Source organism: Dyadobacter sp. CECT 9275 (genome assembly GCF_907164905.1).
Taxonomy (GTDB): Bacteria; Bacteroidota; Bacteroidia; order Cytophagales; family Spirosomataceae; genus Dyadobacter; species Dyadobacter helix.
Genome location: NZ_CAJRAF010000002.1, coordinates 1,664,562 through 1,685,283 on the forward strand (window position 1 = coordinate 1,664,562; position 20,722 = coordinate 1,685,283).

A 20,722-nucleotide genomic window follows, 5' to 3' on the forward strand; every position below is an offset into this window, starting at 1 on the left:
CAAGCCAACCCTGCTACTGTTTTTTAATAAACTTCATTTATTCAGAGGATTACCATCCGTATTTCCGTTAATAATCCTACCTTTTTGATTAGTAGGTAAATCTTACGGTAACACCGTAGGTACGCTGGTCTCCCACTATACCTGCATATTGCCCGTAACTTCCGGGAGCGGCCAGCAGCTGCTCATAATAATTCTTATTGAAAATATTTCTTCCCCAGAAAAAGAACGAAAGACCGTTAGACGCTCTGAAACCAGCCCGTGCATTTGTGAGTCCGTAGCCTCCAATATTCAGATACTGAGAAGGAGAAGGGCTGGATGAAAACTCAGACCGCAGAAATTCGTCAATGCCAACGAAGTAATTACCCTTCAGGCCAAGGAAAGTTCCTTTGGTAACCGCTTCTCCGCCTACCGAGCCAGACCATTTGGAAATACCGGGCAGTCTGCCGCCCGAGATATCCTTAAAGGCCTGCGCCCCTCCTACCTCTTCCAACGGTACGGGCGCATTGGTAAAGCGCACGTACTTCCCATCGGTATAAGCTACGGCAGCATTCAGAGTAAGGTTCTTGAAACGCACATTACCGTCCAGTTCTACTCCCTGTACCCGCACTTTCTCAGCATTGGCCAGGTATCCGCGGTTTACGCCCGGTTCAGGTGTCTGCACCTGTGTCTGATAATCTTTGATATCGGAACGGTAAAAAGTTAGGTTCAATACCGAATTGCCCGATGGCTTGGTTTTGATACCAAACTCCTTATGATCAACATATTCGGGTTTTACATTTGCCAGGTCTATCAGCACTTGACCGTTCGCGGTGGGCAGCCCGCCCACATTTACACCAATGGGCTTATAACCAATAGAATAGGTAGCATAGGCATTGACTTTACCACTTGCCTTATATTGTACAGACAGCTGTCCCGAAAAATTCCCTTTGGCATAATCCGTGTTGAAAGCCTGGTTGGTGTATACACCATTTTTCAGTGCGATCAACGCTGCATCTGTGGTTTGTAATCCGCCATAGGTCTCTCTTTTGTAATCCACTACCTTCTTGTCATAATTGTAGCGCACACCCGGTAAAATATGCAGCTTGTCAAGCACTACCCAGTCGGCCTGTGCAAAAACAGCCAAACTGGTGCTCTTGATTTCGTTCGTGGTGCGGATACCATAGTTATCGAACAAACCAGGAGTTTTCCATAAAGCGCTTGTTGAGCTTTGCGCAAACCGCCACTGTGCAGATCCCGCTTCCTCGGTCTGTACGGGGTCGGAAGTCAGATCCTGCCAAAGACCAAATACACCTACCACCCCACTCAGTTTGGGGGATACTTTGCCCGAATAACGGATTTCCTGAGACCACTGATCATGCTTGGAGTTCCCCGAGGAAATTGTAAACACTGGTAATCCAATATAATCCCTGTCATTCAGGGGCGTCCATTTCCAGTAACGCCATGCCGAGGTACTGGTCAGTGTTCCGTTTCCTATTTTTATATCCGCATTAACGGACACGCCGCCCAGCTGATTGTCAGCCTTGGAAGGTGTATCCAGGTCCAGCTTACGTTCAAAGGCACTTTTGTAGGGAAGCGTATATCCCAAATCGGCAATAATGGCATTAAACTGACGGTAAGCAGCTCTTTTCGTAGGAACCACTCCCGCCACGGGCCATCCATAACCGGTGGGTTTCTGATCCGAAACATCTCCGATCACGGTTATATTTACATTTTCGGTCGGTGTGTAAAGTATTTGTCCTCTTACACCAATGTTATTGATATCGTTAATCGGTAATTGCGTGTGAACATTGAAAAACGTACCGTTACGCTGTGTACCGGTGAAGGAAACACGCGCTGCCAGCTTTTTACTCAAAGGGCCTGTGACAGAAGCCTTTGCCTGAACAAAACCCAGGTTACCATAACTTACTTCGAAATTTCCGCCCGGAGTAAAACTGGCATTGCGCGTAGTAATGTTAAAGGCACCAGCCGTTGTATTTTTACCAAAAAGGGTTCCCTGCGGTCCTCTCAAAACTTCAACACGTTCTATATCGATAAAATCCAGCGCTGTGGCAGCAGGGCGGGCATAGTATACCCCATCCACGTAGAAACCGACGCCCGGGTCCACCCCATCATTGGTTAATCCATAGGTTGATCCCAGCCCGCGGATATTTAACGTTGTATTCCGTGCATTGGAGGCATATAGCTGTACTGTTGGTACCAGTTCTTTCAGACGGTTCACATTAAACGCGCCAGCGTCTTCTGCTCTGGTTCCGCCGATCACCGAAATGGGGATAGGTACTTCCTGTGCCGATTCCTGACGGCGACGTGACGAAATGACGACGTCTTCCAGCTGTGTATTGTTAACCGCAAGCCTTATTTCAACCTTGCTCTCGTTGATCAGAACCTCCTTTTTCAGGTATCCGACGTATGAAACGATCAGTGTGAAAGGCAATTTCTGGCCTGTAATCAGGCTGAATTCGCCGTTTGCATCCGTGGAGGCTCCATTGGTAGTACCCTTAATGGAAACGGTTGCCCCTACCAGCGCTTCCTCCGTACCGGCATCCAGTACCTTTCCGGAAATTGTTGCATTGACAATGGTATTATCCTGGGCGGATACGAACAGAGGGAAAAGAATGGCTGCAAAGAGGAAGAATGATCCTAAAATTTGTCTCATGCTAATGAATAGAGAATATCTATGGTTGGTGAATTATTTATGGACACTAATCGAAGCGTTTTCCTGCTGCCCGGGATGGCTGACAGCATGTATCCGGACGGCTTCGTTCTTTAACAATAGATGTCCGCCAACATTGCGTGTTTTTTGACAGGAAAATTGATTTCATCGGATGAGCTTTTATAAATGAATTACAAATGTATAGATTAAATATAGTATATAGACTTTATAGGGTAATAAATTTTAAAACACCGTAATGGAAAAAGGCATTAGCACCTGATATTCAAATTATTATCGCATTAAAAAAATTACCCCGGGCGACTGTCATCTCCTGCTACTGACTTGAATCTATGTGAATTTCCCAACGGTCCGGTCGTTATGCAGTGGCGGCAGACCTGCCTGTGAACGACAGGAAAAAAGGGTCATTCGGGAACCCAGTCAACCGGCATAGCAGCCCATTCCGTATTGCACATGATCATAAAATGATGACCGGATGCGGGTAAAATATCCGGATTGTCGGTACGATTTACCAGAGAGAGATAAGGCCTTAGCCTGGAAAACATGACGTAGCTTAATCGTTTTGTCCAGAGTTCCTGAAAGGAGCCGCAGAAAGGCATTTCCGCAGTCCGCTCGCAAAAAACGGGCATAGCCGAAATGGCATATTTGCCTGAACGGACCACCTGCTTGGTATCTTTTTTCACAAGATTAAAATAAACCTCAATGCCATATCCATCAAAACCAAAAAAATTATCGTCACTTATTGAAATGATCCTAAAATCATACTGAAAATTTATATACATATTGCTGAGGGTATTATATCTTTGATACAAATATTGTTGCGTCAAATATATAAAACTAATTCTACAAGTAGGGGTATTAATATTATTTTTTTAGAGGCTTACATGCCGCCGCCACTTAAGATTCCCGCAGAACACTTTCCGTAAAGGTAAGGTTGATGATAGATTTGGTCAAACAATCAGAAACTAATGAACCAGGAACAAACTTAATTGTACCTTGCCGCAGACTTCATTTTAACTGAGACATCACAAAAGCCTTCCTCTGTCTTGAAATAGGAATTTTCTTAATTGTATTTTCTATGATAAGATATCCGGTGTCTTCATTAAGAATACTTCTGATATGATTTTTATTAACCAGGTGAGACTGATGGCAGCGGATAAACCCATAGGGAGCCAGTAATTCTTCATATTCATAGATCGGCCTGGAAATGACGTGCATGGTCCCGTCACGAAGAAAAAAAATGCTGTAATTATTGGAAGACTCGCACCTTAGAATGTCATTAACCACTACAAGGTAGGTTTCTTTTTGAGTAGGCAGTGCAATTCGCTGACCAGGATCTTTCGTAGGTTTGTCAAGTAAGTGAAGTAGGTTTTCCAGCCTGAGGTTATGCTTTTTTTGACGAACGGCTTTTGCTATCTTTTCCACAGCAGATTTCAGTTCCGGAATACTGACGGGTTTAAGTAAATAGTCGAGCGCTGAAAACTTGATGGCCATAATCCCGTAGGCATCATAGGCAGTCACAAAAACTACTTCAAAAGGGTATTCACGGAGTGATTTTAACAATTCAAATCCGTTTTGTCCTGGCATGTGGATATCCAGAAACAAGACGTCCGGCCGGAAGTGCAAAAGATATTCCCGCGCCTGGCCTGCCTGGGTGGCAGTAGCCACAACTTCAATCTCCGGACAGTGGCTTGCCAGCAGTGCGGACAGGTTTTTTATATTATTCTGCTCGTCGTCAACAATTATAGCTCGAATCATGAGATGTCAATCCAGTGATGAAACAGGATGGTTACTTCCGTGCCTATCCGGTTATTAACGAAAAATTCAATCTTTTTCTCTCCAAGCAGCCCGTTTATTGCCAAAATTCTTTCCCGCGTCAGCCTGAGCCCATACCCTGTAACAGAGGAATGATCAAACCCTTTACCATTATCCTTTATCACAACGATCAGCTTATCGGTTTCCTGAATGAAATTGACCGACAGAAGTCCATTTTCGCCTAATTCACTGATGCCGTGTTTGATCGCATTTTCCAGCAGCGGCTGTAGTAACAGGGTAGGTATGTTTGTTTCAGACGGATTAAGATTAGGAGACAGGCTTATTTCAAAGTGAAATCTGAACCTCAGTTGTTCCAATCCGATATAAGTTTGCATCATCTGTATCTCGCGGTCCAATGTGTTAAATGCGTGCTGGTCTCTTTCCAGGGTTTTTCGCAAAAGCAGGCTGAATTCCCTTAGGTAATGATTGGCCTCATCAATACGCCCTGTATTGATAAGGCCCTGGATAGAACTTAACGCATTAAAAGTAAAATGAGGGTTCAACTGCGACTGTACCATGCGCAGGTGTTGTTCCGTTTCCGTTTGTTCTTGCCGGGAAATGCGTGCCCTTCTGCGTTGCCTGATCAAAACAAATAAGACAGAAACAGAGAAAATCAGCACGCCGGCCAGGAAATAAAACAAATTTGAACGGTACCAATATGGCTGAATGTCCAGGAAATAGACCCTAACCGTTTCCGGCTGAAACTCGTCATACAACTTTAATACATACTGAGTACCTGCGGCCAATCCGGGAATGATGATACGACCGGCCCCTGTATAATGAAGCGTATCCCCCGTTTTTAAATTTGCCAGATCATATCTTACCGAGGAATCCGTCAACCTTGGGCTCCCAGACAGCATAAAACGCGTTTGTCTGTCTGGTAACAAGAGCAGTTTATACTGTTTGTCCAACACTATTTTAGTGTCAGCATATTTATTGCCAGCATACTTCGCTCTCGCCTGCTGTACGAATGCATGAATCCGAGGCTCCGTTTTAACCCTTTTGATATAATATCTCCTCACCAGCGAATCCGTTTTGTAATCCAGGAAATCCAGAAAAAAGAAATCATTTACTTTTAGAAAACTGTATACTACCATTTCATGATCACTCAAAATCACTTTGCGATTCGTCGTGGCGACTCGATCAGCAGGTGGAATGTATGTTTGTCCGCTTATTGGAGTTTGGGTGTAAAATAATCTTGCATAGAGTTTACGATACTTATAATGGTTCAAATAGAGGGTATTCTCTCGATTACCTTCGGAGAACGACAGTGAACTGCCGTAAGGAGAATCCGTGGTTTGTATGGTTATCCAGCTTCCTGACAGGTATACCGGTACTACTTTTTCTACCGGACAACTCCCGATATCATCCACAAATCTTCTGTCGCGCATCTGTTTGATCAAAAGCCCTTGTCCTTCAATGCGTACCGGAGCTTTCCCAAAAACCGTAATGCGCTGAGCAAATCCCGGAATTTTAAAAATAAGAAGAACACATACTGCCAGTACCGTCGGTTTAACGATCATATAATTAACTGACTCCTCATTTTAGTTTTTCAGACAACTTTCAATCAAACGCTCCAGTTTGTCTCCATCATCGGGAGAAGGTGCCTGGAAATCAAAGATTTTTCCTTTACCATCAATAATAACAAATTTGGGGATCGCATTGGTAAAATAGTTGGCAGCCGTTTTCCCATCGGCATCAAAAAGCTGCAACCAGCCAGGCTTATCCTTTTCCAGCGCCCTGAGCCAGACACTTTTTTTGTCTCTTACCGCAATACTAACAAAAGATATACGATCGTCCGTTTTGTATTTTGAATGCAGGCTCTCCAGAAACGGGGTCTGCTGCCTGCAGGGACCACACCAGCTTGCCCAAAAATCAAGTAGGACAATTTTGTTCCTGAAATGGTTCAGGTCATATTTTTTGCCGGTCGGGTCGGCAAGAGAGAACATTGGAGCGGGATCATTTTTTTTTAATCCAGCCAGCTCACTTTCCTTTGTAAGAATTGCTCTCCTCAATGTTTCGTAAAGCCGTTTATTCTTGAAATCATTCAGATACACCATCGTAACCTGTGTTCGCTCCCGAAATTTTTCATAGGAATTTACTGAGGCTACCAGATTGAGGTTCACAAATTTGTAAAGAACATAATCTTTACAATCGTCTTTAAAAACGCTGTTAATTTTATCCAGATTGATCTCATACCTACCCTTTGAAGTGTCGGCGGAAAGCTTTTCGTCATATTTAACGAGATAAAAAAGATACGAGAACGAGAAACCCATGAGATTCCTGTACGCAGGTGAAGCCAGGTATTGAGGGTCCGAGATATTTTTAAGCATGTGCTCGTCGAAGTTGGCCGTTACATATCGGTTTACCTCAGCGGCAGATAAATAATCAAGCATACTGTGAGCCCTCTGTATCAGAATATCCAGCCGGTCGAAGGCCATATCATTATAAACTAATCTGCTGAAGTAGCCATAGTGGGTATCGTCGCTGTCGCGATAAATTTGATTATAAATATGGTATAGCGAATCCGTGCCTTTACGTATCTTCTGATACCATTCATCAAAATTGTAATTACCCGAAGGCCTGTTTTTCTGGCGATAATGAATCATCCGGGTATAAAAATTGTTCGCGGCAGCTCCTTTTCCTGAAAATACAAGTGGTTTGCGCATTCCACCGGCGCTTTGCACATCCATCCTCAGGGAAAGGCTGTAATCCGGGGCCAACAGTAACGGTATCGGGAGATCTTCATCCCCACCGGGCACAGCCAATAGGGCGATTCCCGGGAAAGAAACAAGACTGTCAGGAATTGAAAATTCACCGTTGCTGACTGATATATTATACAACAGGTCCTCGCCGGATGCACTGGTAAGCCACAGTTTCACAGATCTTCCTGAGAAATTATCCAATTTACCAGCCAATATCATACCATTATTTTCTGCACAACCGCCGCTTTGCAGCAGGTGGTACGCAAATGTGTTATGAGCTATTGCATGCAGTGCCAAAAGCTGTATCAATATCAAGAAAACTGTTTTCATGGTGGGTTCTGTCCGGTTTATGTGGTTAATCAGAAATAAAACTAGCTGCATCCAAACCTTTTTACCAGCTCAAATGTGTAAACCATGTCTTTGGATGTGAATCCGGCATCAACCCAAAGCCGATCAAATTCACCAGGTTTATTCATATAATATTATTTCTACAAAAAATTTGTAGAAATAATTTGTACATTAATAGCCAAAACTCTAATTTTGTAACCAGTTAAAACAATAGCCTATTGTAAAATAGATCGTAATCCCTTTCATTCCTGGCCAGAGCATCTCACAGTTGCGACTGATGATAGTTGTGGGCCCGCGCGCCATCCTCTCCCTTTACTGATTCCCTCAGATATCATTCCTGAACCAGCTACGATAATAAAATCCTGATCCATTCACACAGAAACTTTAATCGCATAAGCGGCGAGCTTTCCTGAAAACATACTCACTTATTCATCCAAACAACGCTAATTAAAACCACGTAGGTACAACCACTATGGCATACTTAGATACTTACGCCACACCGCTAACAGCGGGAACCGCGGCGCATTTATTAAGAAGGGCTACTTTTGGGCCCACCCAGCAGGAAATAACCGCTTTTACCGGTAAGACCGCCACGCAGGCTGTAGATCTTTTGATCAGCAATGCTTCCTACCGCGCCTCTCCGGCGGCGCCGGTGGAAATGGAGACCGGCCGCAGCGATTCGGGCCAACCATTTTTAAACAAACCCTTTACAGACACCCGGGCATCGGTATACAGTACCTACATTCAGTACTGGTGGATCGGATTAATGGCCGAACAGAACGGCTACCCGTCGGTTCTGGAAAAAATTACGGCATTCTGGCAGAATCATTTTGTTACAGCTATTTCATCTGTGGAAGATTACCGCTTTACCGACAGGTATCTCCGGTTTTTGCGGGCAAATGCCCTTGGAAATTTCAGAGATATGACTGTGGGCATCACCAAAGACCCTGCCATGCTGATCTATCAAAACGGTAATGAAAACACCAAGGAGCAGCCTAATGAAAATTACGGCAGAGAGCTACAGGAATTGTTCACGGTGGGCCAGAAAGATTTTGCGGGCAACCATAATTATACCGAGCAGGATGTAAAAGCCGCGGCACAGGTACTTACCGGCTGGCAAGCCACCAACAGGCTTAAGGTTGGCTCCACTTCTTTTGAAACAATTTTCACCGCCGAAAGGCACGATACGACCAACAAGGTTTTTTCTTCCAAATACAATAATACCACCATAACCGGCAGGAGCGGCGCAACCGCAGGAGACGCCGAACTGACGGATTTGGTCAACATGCTCCTGAGCCATCCGGAAACCCCTAAATTTATCTGTCGCAAACTTTACCGCTGGTATGTTAACCCCAATGTGACCCAGGAAATTGAAGATCAGGTAATTATTCCTCTTGCCAATCTTTTTTCAAGCCCGTCCAACAACTTCGCCATTGCTCCGGTGTTAAGAAAGCTGCTGACCAGTAATGTTTTTTTCGACTCCTCCAACATTGGAGCTATCGTGAAAGCACCTTCCGAATTCATCATAGGTACCATCCGGCTCTTCTCTCAGCCCGTTCCGGATATCACCACCGAGTATGGCCCATTCCGGATCATGATGAATTTCATGAATAACAGTATGATTAATCTTCAGCTCAATTTTTTAAACCAGCCTTCCGTTTTTGGCTCTCTTCCCTATTACCAGACCGGCTACTCCAGAAACTGGATCAATGGGACCACGCTGGGCTTACGCGGCTATCGGACCGACTCTCTGATTTATCCTTCACTAGAGATAAAGCCCGGGTACCTTTTGCAGATAGATGTCCTGAAAATACTCACTGCCCTCCAGCCCAATTTCTCCGATGTAGCCAATACGGCGGCCATCAGCTGTGAGCAGGTACTGGCCGAGTTTTCAAAGAATATGTACACCCATGAATTACCGCAGACTCAGAAAGATTTCCTGATTGATAAAATAATGATGATGAACAGTAGCCCCAGAACGACCTGGGTCAGAGAATGGGATGCTTACCGGACCTTCCCCACCGATACTGCCAAACAGAATATCATTTTATGGCGGACCAGAACCCTGATGAAACACATGTTGAGAATGGCTGAATATCAATTATTTTAATTTTTTGGGGTATGAAAAGAAGAGATTTCATAAGAGCCGCATCAACAGCCATGATACCGGTACTGCTGGATGGCTTCGGCGTCAGGTCGCTGGCCCAAAGCTCTGCTTTGGTACAGTCCTTAACAAAAACTGCAGCGCTGAACAACGACCGGATCCTGGTCATTATATATTTAGGTGGAGGTAATGATGGCCTTAATACCGTTATTCCACTGGAGTATTTTTCAGCTTATCATTCCTTACGGACCAACATTGCCATTCCGGAGGATAAAGTACTGACCCTGTCAGGAAATCCTGAAACTGGATTTCACCCTGCCATGACCGGTATGCGCGATCTGTACAACGAAGGAAAGCTGTCGATCATCAATGCCGTGTCCTACCCCAACCCTGACCAGTCCCATTACCGCTCTACCGATATATGGATGACAGGGGTTGACGCAACGCAGTATGCTTCTTCAGGCTGGGCTGGCCGCTATCTTTATGACCGGTTTCCCGGTTATCCTCAGCAATATCCCAACAGTGAGATGGAGGATCCCCTGGCGGTACAAATTGGCAATATCAGCACAACAACCCTGCTGGGTACAAGAGAGTCGATGGGAATCACCCTACAGGATCCCAATGCCTTTTATCAACTTATAGGAACGCCCAATACCTCTTCGGACCATAGCTTGCCCTGCTGCGAAGCTGGCGAATTAATTTCTTATATCCGGCAACAGCAGGTTTTAGCCGTAGGTTACGCCTCGGAAATCAAGGCAGCCGCAGACGCAGGAAGAAATTTAGCCGCCTATCCGGACAGTTCTATGAAGAACGAATTGGCTGAACAGTTAAAAATAGTGGCCAGGCTGATTCACGGAGGATTAAAATCAAAAATCTATTATGTTGAACTGGGGGGGTTTGATACCCATTCGGGGCAAATAGGATCATCTTCGGTTGAGGGTATCCATGCACAACTCCTCAAAAAATTATCAGATGCCATAGCCGCTTTTCAGAATGACCTGCAACTGCAGGGAACCGAAGACAAAGTACTGGGGATGACCTTTTCTGATTTTGGCCGCCGTGCTACTTCAAACGCTTCAAAAGGTACTGATCATGGAATAGGTGCGCCCATGTTTGTATTCGGAACGGGTATGAAAAGGCAATTGGTAGGTACCAATCCGGACCTGATTAACGGATTGCTTCCTGTTGCACCTCCGTCGTGGGACGACAACCGGGACATTAAAATGCAAATAGATTTCCGCAGAGTTTATGCTGATATTCTGAACGATTGGTTTGGCAATTCCGGCCCGAAAACGGATCAGGTACTTTTCAGGAATTTCAGGACTATTTCACTCTTTTCCGAAGTTGTTCAAACCCTGTCATCGGGATCCTGGCCCAACCCGGAAATCTGGTCTCACGGACGGGTACCTACGTCCAAAGATATTGTGCAGATCAATGCGGGGCATGTTGTGGAGGTAGGACAGAATATTACAGCAAAAAATGTAAAGGTCCTTGCAGGTGGGGAATTGAAGTTTCTGGGAGATTACAGCGTCAACATTACCGGCTGAATAATTCATGACAACCATTACGACAATCCGGTTTCAGGAAAACAAAGCACTACCCCTGAAAGAAAACGCTGGTCTGAAAGTGATCCTTAATTCGGTTAAAACTTATTCCATAATGCAATTCTTAAAGCGGTTGATCAGCCTCAATCTGATCCTCTTTTACTCACAGATTTGTCCTGCGCAACAAAACGGGATTATAAAAACAGACAGATCCTCGCCCCAGGGTATTGTGAGTTTTTCAGGATCCAGTGCACTGACCGGCATCAGCAATACCAAACATGTGGATGGGTATGTTAAAAAATACGGCAATACCTTATTTACATTTCCGGTCGGGCAAAATGGCGTTTACCGCCCTTTTGCAGCCGAAGTCGATGCGACCACAGGCGCCTATTTTCAGTCTGACGCCGGTACCGCTACCATACCGGGAGGAGGGCCCTTCCCGCTTTCCAGCAAAGAAAGTACCATTGCCAATGTAAGTGCTGCGGAGTTTTGGGATATTGATGGCGCAAACAGTACACCACTCACCTTCACCTGGAATGCCAAAAGTAATATCGCAGGCCTTACCGGAAATACACTTTCGCTTTTGAGTATCGTTGGCTGGAATACTGCTAATGCCAGATGGGAAAAAATAGCTTCGGCAGTGAACGAGGTTTCGCTTACAGGCGGAAACAGTACGCTGACGGCCGGCTCTATTAGTTCTATCCAAAAAATCATCCCAAACGCATACAGTATTTTTACGCTGGGAGCTTTAACTTCTGAATCATTACCAGCCAGTTATGCCGGAAACATGGAAGTAACCAGTTGTTCGGAGATCGCTGGCTGGGCATGGGATAAAAACTACCCCGACGCCTCCGTTATCCTGGAGTTGATGGAAGGAAGCGCTGTTCTTGCCAGCACAACGGCCAGTAGCTTCCGGCAAGACCTGAAAAATGCCGGCATCGGAACCGGTAATTATGGATTCAGTTTTAACATCCCTGCCGCTTTGAGAGATGGCACGGCGCATCAGCTTAGCATCAGAGTCCGTAGCAGTAACTATTTTTTAATAGGTTCACCCAAAAGCATGACCTGTTCCTTCGGAGGAAACCTGGAGAATGCGAATTGTTTTCTGGTTCAGGGATGGGCATGGGATCAGGATCATCCGAACCAGGCCCAGCAGCTTGAGGTAATTGAAGGGAATACGGTGCACACTACCATTACTGCGGATAAATACCGGGAGGATCTCAAAAATGCAGGAACCGGAACCGGCAATTATGGCTTTAGTTTCGGATTACCCGCTTCACTGAAAAATGGGCAGGCTCGTCAGTTCAACATCAGGGTCAAAGGAAGTTCCTATCTTTTACCAGGTTCTCCGAAAAGTGTAACCTGCATCTCTCCGCAATACAACGGAAGCTTCGACTGGGCCAGCTGTACTGATATCAAAGGCTGGGCATGGGACAAAAACAATCCCAATGTAGCCCTCCCACTCGAACTCGTTGAAGGTAATACCGTCCATGCAACTACCCTGGCCGACATTTACAGGGAGGACCTCCAGCGAAATGGCGCGGGAGACGGGAGACATGCTTTCAGTATGCAGCTGCCTGCAGCGCTGAAAGACGGACAACCCCACCAGCTCGCCATCAGGGTACAGGGTAGTACCTATCTCGTACCAGGCGGGCCCAAAACGGTTACCTGTACCCTGCCTTCCGATTACCAGGGAACTTTGGAAACAGCCAGCTGTACTGAAATCAAAGGATGGGCGTGGGATAAAAATTACCAGAACAATGTCCTGCAGATCGAACTCGTGGAAGCGGGTGTAGTACTGGCGACGGCAGCGGCAAGTACCTTCAGGCAGGATCTCAAAAATGCAGGTACCGGAACCGGCAACTATGGTTTTGCAATACCTCTGCCTGCAGCTTTGAAAAACGGACAGCCACATACCCTCACAGTAAGAATAAAAGGAAGTAATTTCAGCCTCACAGGATCACCCAAAACCATCACCTGCGCACCACCGTCTCAATACAACGGCAGCTTCGACTGGGCCAGCTGTACTGATATCAAAGGCTGGGCATGGGACAAAAACTATCCCAACCAGGCCTTAACCCTCGAACTCGTGGAAGGTAATACCGTCCACGCAACTACACTGGCCGACATTTACAGGGAGGATCTCCAGCGAAATGGCGCAGGAGACGGGAGACATGCTTTCAGTATGCAGCTGCCTGCAGCGCTGAAAGACGGGCAACCCCACCAGCTCACCATCAGGGTACAGGGTAGTACCTATCTCGTACCAGGCGGACCTAAAACGGTTACCTGTACCCTGCCTTCCGATTACCAGGGAACTTTGGAAACAGCCAGCTGTACTGAAATCAAGGGATGGGCGTGGGATAAAAATTACCAGAACAATGTCCTGCAGATCGAACTCGTGGAAGCGGGCGTAGTACTGGCGACGGCAACGGCAAGTACCTTCAGACAGGATCTCAAAAATGCAGGTACCGGAACCGGCAACTATGGTTTTGCAATACCTCTGCCTGCAGCTTTGAAAAACGGACAGCCACATACCCTCACGGTAAGAATAAAAGGAAGTAATTTCAGCCTCACAGGATCCCCCAAAACGATTACCTGCGCACCACCGTCTCAATACAACGGCAGCTTCGACTGGGCCAGCTGTACCGATATCAAAGGCTGGGCATGGGACAAAAACAATCCCAATGTAGCCCTCCCACTCGAACTCGTTGAAGGTAATACCGTCCATGCAACTACCCTGGCCGATATTTACAGGGAGGACCTCCAGCGAAATGGCGCGGGAGACGGGAGACATGCTTTCAGTATGCAGCTGCCTGCCGCTCTGAAAGACGGGCTGCCTCACCAGCTCACCATCAGGGTACAGGGTAGTACCTATCTCGTACCGGGCGGGCCTAAAACGGTTACCTGTACCCTGCCTTCGGATTACCAGGGAACTTTGGAAACAGCCAGCTGCACCGAAATAAAAGGATGGGCGTGGGATAAAAATTACCAGAACAATGTCCTGCAGATCGAACTCGTGGAAGCGGGTGTAGTACTGGCGACGGCAACGGCAAGCACCTTCAGACAGGATCTCAAAAATGCAGGTACCGGAACCGGCAACTATGGTTTTGCAATACCTCTGCCTGCTGCTTTGAAAAACGGACAGCCACATACCCTCACAGTAAGAATAAAAGGAAGTAATTTCAGCCTCACAGGATCACCCAAAACCATCACCTGCGCACCACCGTCTCAATACAACGGCAGCTTCGACTGGGCCAGCTGTACCGATATCAAAGGCTGGGCATGGGACAAAAACTATCCCAATGTAGCCCTCCCGCTCGAACTCGTGGAAGGTAATACCGTCCACGCAACTACACTCGCCGACATTTACAGGGAGGACCTCCAGCGAAATGGCGCAGGAGACGGGAGACATGCTTTCAGTATGCAGCTGCCCGCCGCTCTGAAAGACGGACAACCCCACCAGCTTTCCATCAGGGTACAGGGTAGTACCTATCTCGTACCAGGCGGGCCTAAAACGGTTACCTGCAGTCCCCCATCTGGCAGGATAGCAGCATTTACACCGCTGATCATATCTCCTGAACCAGAGTACGCGCCTACATCAGATTGGTTGCTGGGTGTTTCCCCTAATCCAACAAACGGGAAACTGTCTGTCAGTTTCATTCTGGAAAAACAACAGCCCGCCTCACTGGTAATCCTGAATATACTGGGAAGGATTGTGTGGCAGGAAACTCTTACCGGGACAGGGAAGACACAAGAAAAAAACCTTGACATAAGCGCTCAGCCGGAAGGAATTTATTTTGTTCAGCTCAATACAGGAAAAGAAACATGGATTAAACGCATCGTTTTAATCCGATAACAGTATCTTTTTCTTAGCTGAACTATCAAAAAGGTCCAGAATTTATAACAGCAGATATATAAAGCGCAAATTTTATATACCTGCTGTTTTCTTTTGTATAAAGAAAAAATTGCACGGATAGGCACTTTTCCTCCAGCGCTCAAACTTTTTTCGATTTTTTTTAAATTTTTTCAGGACATAATTACATTCTTTGTCTCTTTACTGATAGATCGCCCGAAAACAGCTGATGACGGTGATGCAGAGGTAATTAAATCGATTTGAGTTTCCATGCCTGATTTTAATACCGTTTCAAGACAACTCAACAATGTACCCGTTTCTGTTGACAACGGCAGAGAACGAATGTTATGGCAGGCCTTCCGTAGCGGAGACCGCCGTGCATTTTCTGATCTGATGAACGAGTATTATCCTTTACTGCTCAATTACGGCGTGCGCCTGCAGCGCGACAGGGAGTTTGTCCGGGATTGTCTGCATGACCTTTTCATCGATCTCTGGAACCAGCGACAGAAACTGGATGAAGTTGAAAAATTAAAACCTTATTTACTCATTTCCCTGAGGCGCCGGTTGTTCAGAGAAACCAAACGACTGAAGTGGTTCAGAGAGGCAGAAGAGGTGAAAGATGACTATGCGTTTGAGGTACAGTTTGCAATAGAATCCTATCTGGTCAACAATGAAGTACAGCACGAAGACCTGAAACGGCTGCAGTTCAATCTGGAAAAGCTGTCCAAGCGCCAGCGCGAGGCCATTTATCTGCGCTTTTTCCAGGAAATGGAATACGATGACATAGCAAAAGTTATGTCGATCAATTACCACTCGGCCGTCAACCTTATCTATGAGGCGCTCAGGGTTTTACGTAAAAACTGGTTCCTTTCCCTGATCACGACCATTTCCTCCATCTTTTGTCAATGAAAACATACCTTAGCTATAAAACAGAGGATTTTGTGCAGGATCCTTATTTTCGAAAATGGGCGCTTGGCGAACTGTCACCGGAGGACCGTTTTTGGGAAACCTGGCGCACAACGCATCCCGAACAGTACCCCATGCTGGAAAAAGCCAGGTCGATTGTTATTGCTTTGCATATCAACGACATACAAACTAACCCAGACGAGATAAAAGGGGCCATTGATGAAATTTTGGCTGCAACCGAACTGGAACATACTGTACATTTTTACAAAAAAAACCGGCTGTCCATTGCGGCCTCCATTCTGCTGCTGCTTGCCCTCGGTTTCCTTGCCCTGCGTGAAAGACCTGCACAAACAGGCAAACGGTTAATTGCTGTTCAGGAAACAAATCAGGAAAAACAGGAGGTCAATCAGGGTTCAGCACCGAAAACCATTACCCTTACCGACGGCAGCAGGGTAACACTGGAGCCCAAAAGTCGTTTGCGTATCGGGAAGACATTCGGCGGCAACACGCGTGAAGTATATCTCACCGGTGAAGCTTTTTTTCAGGTAGCCAAAAATCCTGAAAAGCCTTTTCTGGTCTATACCGGGAAAGTCATTACAAAGGTATTGGGAACGAGCTTTCGCATTAAAGCGTATGATACCGACGCCAATGTTTCTATCGGTGTACGTACGGGAAAGGTTACAGTTTTTAAACAAACTGCCCTACCGGATACGGATCCCCGCCTTTCAGAAGAAGTAATACTCACGCCGAACCAACAGGCTGTTTTTGTAAAAAAAGAAGACAGGTTTGTGAAAACACTGGTAGAAAAACCAGCGGCGCTGAATCAAAATCATCTCAAGGAACGCCTTGATTTCACCGAAACTTCCATCCCCGAAGTTTTCAGCACACTGGAGCAGATATATGGCCTAAAGATTATTTGTGACGCCGACCAGCTTAAGGACTGCAACCTGACGGGCTCGCTAAACGATGGCACCTTGTATGACAAATTATCCATTGTTTGCGAAACCATCCAGGCAAGTTATAAGGTCATGGACGGGCAGGTGGTCATTTACGGAAAAGGCTGTAAATAAGAAGTACCGTTAATAAAAAAGGCCAGTGGTGTTCGCGGCACCGCTGGCCTGAAAATCCCGGTTCATAACATCTGTGAAACAGATGTACAGGATCGTTTTTGTCCAACTTTCTACCATCGTTCAAAAACCGCCTTTAAAGGCTCACCAAATCTATGAAAAAACCCTTAAAAAAGTATGAACTGCTTTTAACAGTCATGAGAATATCCTTTATGCAACTGCTCATTGCCATGATCGGTATCCAACTGACCTACGCCATTGAGTCGCCCGCCCAAGAATTGCTTGACAAGCGTATCTCGCTGCGGGCAGAAGATATGTCTCTGAAGACGATTCTGAACAGGATAGAAATCCTGACGGAAGTCAAATTCACCTATAGTCCAAAGGCCATCCAGGCAGAAAGACATACTTCGGTAGTTATTCAAAATCAGCCGCTGAAAGATGTTTTGGAGCAGGTTTTAAAGCCTATGCGCATTAACTACAGGGTCATAGGCAGCCAGATCATCCTCAGCCAGCAAAACAATATCCCCGGAGAAGACGAAAAAAACACGAACCAGTCCGCCATCACGGCAACGGAAAAAGCCATCACGGGTGTGGTCAAAAGTGAAACTGGAGAAGGCCTCCCGGGAGTCAGCGTCGTGATCAAAAACACTACGCAGGGAACTACCACCAATGCCGAGGGCCAGTTCAGGATTGTGGTACCCGATCAAGCCAATGTGCTGGTATTTTCCTATGTGGGCTATCAGACCCAGGAAATCACTCTGAACAACCAGACCAACATCAGTTTACAGCTTGTCCCCAACCCAAAATCGCTGGACGAAGTGGTGGTGGTAGGTTACGGCACGCAGATCAAACGTGAACTGACCAGCGCTATCTCCAGGGTTTCAACAAAGGAAATAAACGAATTACCGGTTGCTGAAGTGGGGCAGGCACTGCAGGGGCGCGTACCAGGCCTCACAGTTACCAACGTAAGTTCGCCAGGTACCGCGCCGAACATCCGCATACGGGGTGTAAGTTCGGTGAGTTTTTCTACAGATCCTTTATACGTCATCGACGGTTTCCCGACCACCAATCTGGCCAGCTTCGACAACCGGGATGTTGAATCAGTGGAAGTACTGAAAGACGCCAGCGCTGCTGCCATTTACGGGTCGCGTGCAACCAATGGGGTGATCCTCCTCACTACAAAAAAAGGCCAGCGAAATAAAAAAATGACTGTTAACCTGGATTCCTATGTAGGTGTGGAATCGGCATGGCGAAAGCTTGATCCCATGAATACCGAACAGCGAAGCCGGTTTATGGACAGTTTTTATGTCGGGGCCAATATCGAGAACGCCGGCGCCCGTCCCAGCAGGTACACTCCAGCGGAAATGAATAAATATCCCTATCCGGGTGCAACGCAGACCTACGCGCAGACCAATACCGACTGGCAGGATCTGTATTTCAAAAAAGGCCTGATGACGGGCAATAATCTCTCTATTTCCGGCGGCGGGAATGCCTCTACTTTTTATAGCTCGGCAGGGTATACCCGCCAGGAAGGTATTGTAAAGGGTGTTGGTTTCGACAGATATAATTTCAGGATCAATTCAACGCACGACCTGGGGTCAAGGTTTACATTTGGTCAAAATCTTCTGATTGCCTATACCTCGCAGCTGTATAACAATGCCGACGGCCAAACCGGCGACCAGGGAACACCGTTGTCGCTGCTGCAATTTGCACTGCCTCACCTGCCGGTAAAGGACCCGAACACCGGGGCGTGGATCAAAGCGGGAGGTGACGCCATAGACGGACATCCGTTCCCGAACCTGATCGCGGATATTGAAAATATTATTTTCAGGAGAAATACAACCAAGATACTGGGAAGTGCCTATCTGGACGTTAAGCTCTTAAACTGGCTTAAGTTCAGAAGTACCTTCGGGATAGACTATGCCAATGCGCTGGAAAACGGGGCAGATAACAGTTACACCGTGAACGATGGTAACAATGTTTTTAAAACCAACGACGGCCTTTCCACCATTTCCAGCAATAGAAATGCATACTCTTCCCTGCTTTATTCCGAACAGTTGACAGCCGACAAAACGTTTGGTACCGATCACCACCTGAACGCCATACTCGTTTTTGAGGCGCAGAGCGGGAAAATACGGACCGAAATGATGTCTGGAAAACAATCAAATCCCGACATCAAAACACTGAACGGAGCCACCAATATCAGTGCCCTGAACGCACTGGAAGAAAACCTGCTCACCTCCTACGTGGCGCGGGTAGGCTATGCCTTCAAAGGGAAGTATATCCTCAACGCAAGTATCCGTCGTGACGGCTCCTCGGTGTGGGCGCCAGGTAACAAATACGCCAATTTTCCGGCAGCATCGGTTGGCTGGAATCTCGGACAGGAATCGTTTATGCAAAAATTATCCTTCCTGTCGGACATGAAACTAAGAGCTAGTTATGGTGTAACAGGGCTCAACCCTACAGCGCTTACCAATTACCCCTGGCAGTCGCTGGTCTATAATTCCTCCTACCCTTTTAACAACGACAACGTCGTAAATGCCTCTTTTTACAATAAGCTGGCCAATCAGAATCTGAAATGGGAAAAGACCAATCAGCTGAATATTGGGTTGGATGCTGCTTTTTTCAACAATTCCCTCTCTGTAACGGCTGAATATTTTGACAGAATTACCGATAACCTTATCCTGAAAGCCCCCACCCCTCCCTCATTTGGATATGTCCAGTTCACCGATGTGAATATTGGTAAAATGCAGAACAAAGGCTGGGAACTTCAGCTGAGTTATCGTGCGCCACGGAAAGGCGATTTCACCTGGGGAATCAGCGGCAACATCAGCCGGGTCAGAAATAAGGTACTCAGGCTGGATTCGCCAAGCGGCGTGATTTACGGCGGAGACGGCAATTATTTCTCAAGCTGGGGAGTACCCGTTACCCGCACCGTTGCAGGTGAATCCATACAATCTTTCTACGGCTGGGATTTTGACAGGATCTATCAAAACCAGAGTGAGGTAGACGCTGATAACGCAGCGGCCCGGTCGAAGACAGGATCAACGGAAGCTTTTTATCAAAGTGCCGCCACTGCACCGGGTGATGTGCGGTTCCGCGACCTCAACGGTGACGGCGTCGTTGATGACAAGGACAGAAAAGTAATCGGCTCATTCCTGCCAGACTTTACCTATGGCATGAACCTGACCGCAACCTACAAACATTTTGACGTGTCCATCCTATTTCAGGGTGTACAGGGTGGGGAAATTTACAGCGGGATAGGTGTTTATGCCGGTGCGTTTCGCTGGCCGCTGGGTGGAAGTTTGTCGGCATACGAAAATGCCTGGACGGCCGAAAACCCAAGTACTACCAACCCGCGTCTCAAATGGAGCGATCCCAACGACAATTCCAGGGTATCACAGCGCTGGCTGCAGGACGCGTCCTATCTCCGGCTGAAAAACATCAATATCGGTTATGAACTGCCAGCGGAGATTTTATCAAAAAAAACCAATGGTGCAATTTCCAAGTTCCGCATTTATCTGGCATCTCAGAACCTGCTGACCTTTACCAAATATGACCTGGGTTACGACCCCGAGATCGGCATGAAGATCGGCAGTAACCGGGGCGCCGGAAATCTTACCAACGGTATTGATTATGGACAGTATCCTGCCGCCCGTTCCTTCACATTAGGCTTGCAACTTGGTTTTTAATTCTACCGATCCAACATGAT

11 protein-coding genes are annotated in these 20,722 nt (G+C 46.5%); 6 read left to right on the forward strand and 5 right to left on the reverse strand.

What is annotated here, in order from left to right:
- Nucleotides 1-88: 88 nt before the first annotated feature.
- The 5 genes from KOE27_RS14860 to KOE27_RS14880 all read right to left on the reverse strand — a co-directional run bounded on the left by KOE27_RS14860 (nucleotide 89) and on the right by KOE27_RS14880 (nucleotide 7,518).
- Nucleotides 89-2,653: a TonB-dependent receptor gene (locus KOE27_RS14860; RefSeq protein ID WP_215239646.1), complete on the reverse strand. Its 2,565-nt coding sequence runs from the start codon at nucleotides 2,651-2,653 to the stop codon at nucleotides 89-91.
- A 419-nt stretch (nucleotides 2,654-3,072) separates the two neighbouring features.
- Nucleotides 3,073-3,450 (reverse strand): hypothetical protein, encoded by a 378-nt coding sequence (locus KOE27_RS14865; RefSeq protein WP_215239647.1) that lies wholly within the window; start codon nucleotides 3,448-3,450, stop codon nucleotides 3,073-3,075.
- Between the two features lie 226 nt (nucleotides 3,451-3,676).
- The gene (locus KOE27_RS14870; protein WP_215239648.1) at nucleotides 3,677-4,426 is read right to left on the reverse strand and encodes a LytR/AlgR family response regulator transcription factor; all 750 of its coding nucleotides are present in this window, start codon (nucleotides 4,424-4,426) and stop codon (nucleotides 3,677-3,679) included.
- On the reverse strand, nucleotides 4,423-6,006 hold the full coding sequence (locus KOE27_RS14875; RefSeq protein WP_215239649.1) for a sensor histidine kinase: 1,584 nt from the start codon (nucleotides 6,004-6,006) through the stop codon (nucleotides 4,423-4,425). The genes KOE27_RS14870 and KOE27_RS14875 overlap by 4 nt, the downstream gene beginning before the upstream one ends.
- Nucleotides 6,007-6,027: 21 nt before the next feature.
- Nucleotides 6,028-7,518: a TlpA family protein disulfide reductase gene (locus tag KOE27_RS14880; protein ID WP_215239650.1), complete on the reverse strand. Its 1,491-nt coding sequence runs from the start codon at nucleotides 7,516-7,518 to the stop codon at nucleotides 6,028-6,030.
- Between the two features lie 490 nt (nucleotides 7,519-8,008).
- On the opposite strand from KOE27_RS14880, the gene KOE27_RS14885 reads away from it, so the two are divergent.
- From KOE27_RS14885 to KOE27_RS14910, 6 genes are all read left to right on the forward strand, one after another.
- Nucleotides 8,009-9,646, forward strand: coding sequence for a DUF1800 domain-containing protein (locus KOE27_RS14885; protein WP_215239651.1), 1,638 nt, complete (start codon nucleotides 8,009-8,011; stop codon nucleotides 9,644-9,646).
- Nucleotides 9,647-9,657: 11 nt separating this feature from the next.
- On the forward strand, nucleotides 9,658-11,187 hold the full coding sequence (locus KOE27_RS14890) for a DUF1501 domain-containing protein (protein WP_215239652.1): 1,530 nt from the start codon (nucleotides 9,658-9,660) through the stop codon (nucleotides 11,185-11,187).
- Nucleotides 11,188-11,194: 7 nt separating this feature from the next.
- Nucleotides 11,195-15,040: a T9SS type A sorting domain-containing protein gene (locus KOE27_RS14895; RefSeq protein WP_215239653.1), complete on the forward strand. Its 3,846-nt coding sequence runs from the start codon at nucleotides 11,195-11,197 to the stop codon at nucleotides 15,038-15,040.
- A gap of 267 nt (nucleotides 15,041-15,307) precedes the next feature.
- Entirely contained in the window at nucleotides 15,308-15,946 is a 639-nt protein-coding gene (locus KOE27_RS14900; RefSeq protein WP_215239654.1) for an RNA polymerase sigma factor, read from the forward strand.
- A complete protein-coding gene (locus KOE27_RS14905; protein WP_215239655.1) occupies nucleotides 15,943-17,013 on the forward strand; it encodes a FecR family protein in 1,071 nt (356 codons plus the stop codon). Before KOE27_RS14900 ends, KOE27_RS14905 begins: the two co-directional genes overlap by 4 nt.
- Before the next feature lie 152 nt (nucleotides 17,014-17,165).
- Nucleotides 17,166-20,702 carry a SusC/RagA family TonB-linked outer membrane protein gene (locus KOE27_RS14910; protein ID WP_215239656.1) on the forward strand — a complete coding sequence of 1,179 codons (3,537 nt, stop codon included), beginning with the start codon at nucleotides 17,166-17,168 and terminating at the stop codon, nucleotides 20,700-20,702.
- Nucleotides 20,703-20,722: the final 20 nt, after the last annotated feature.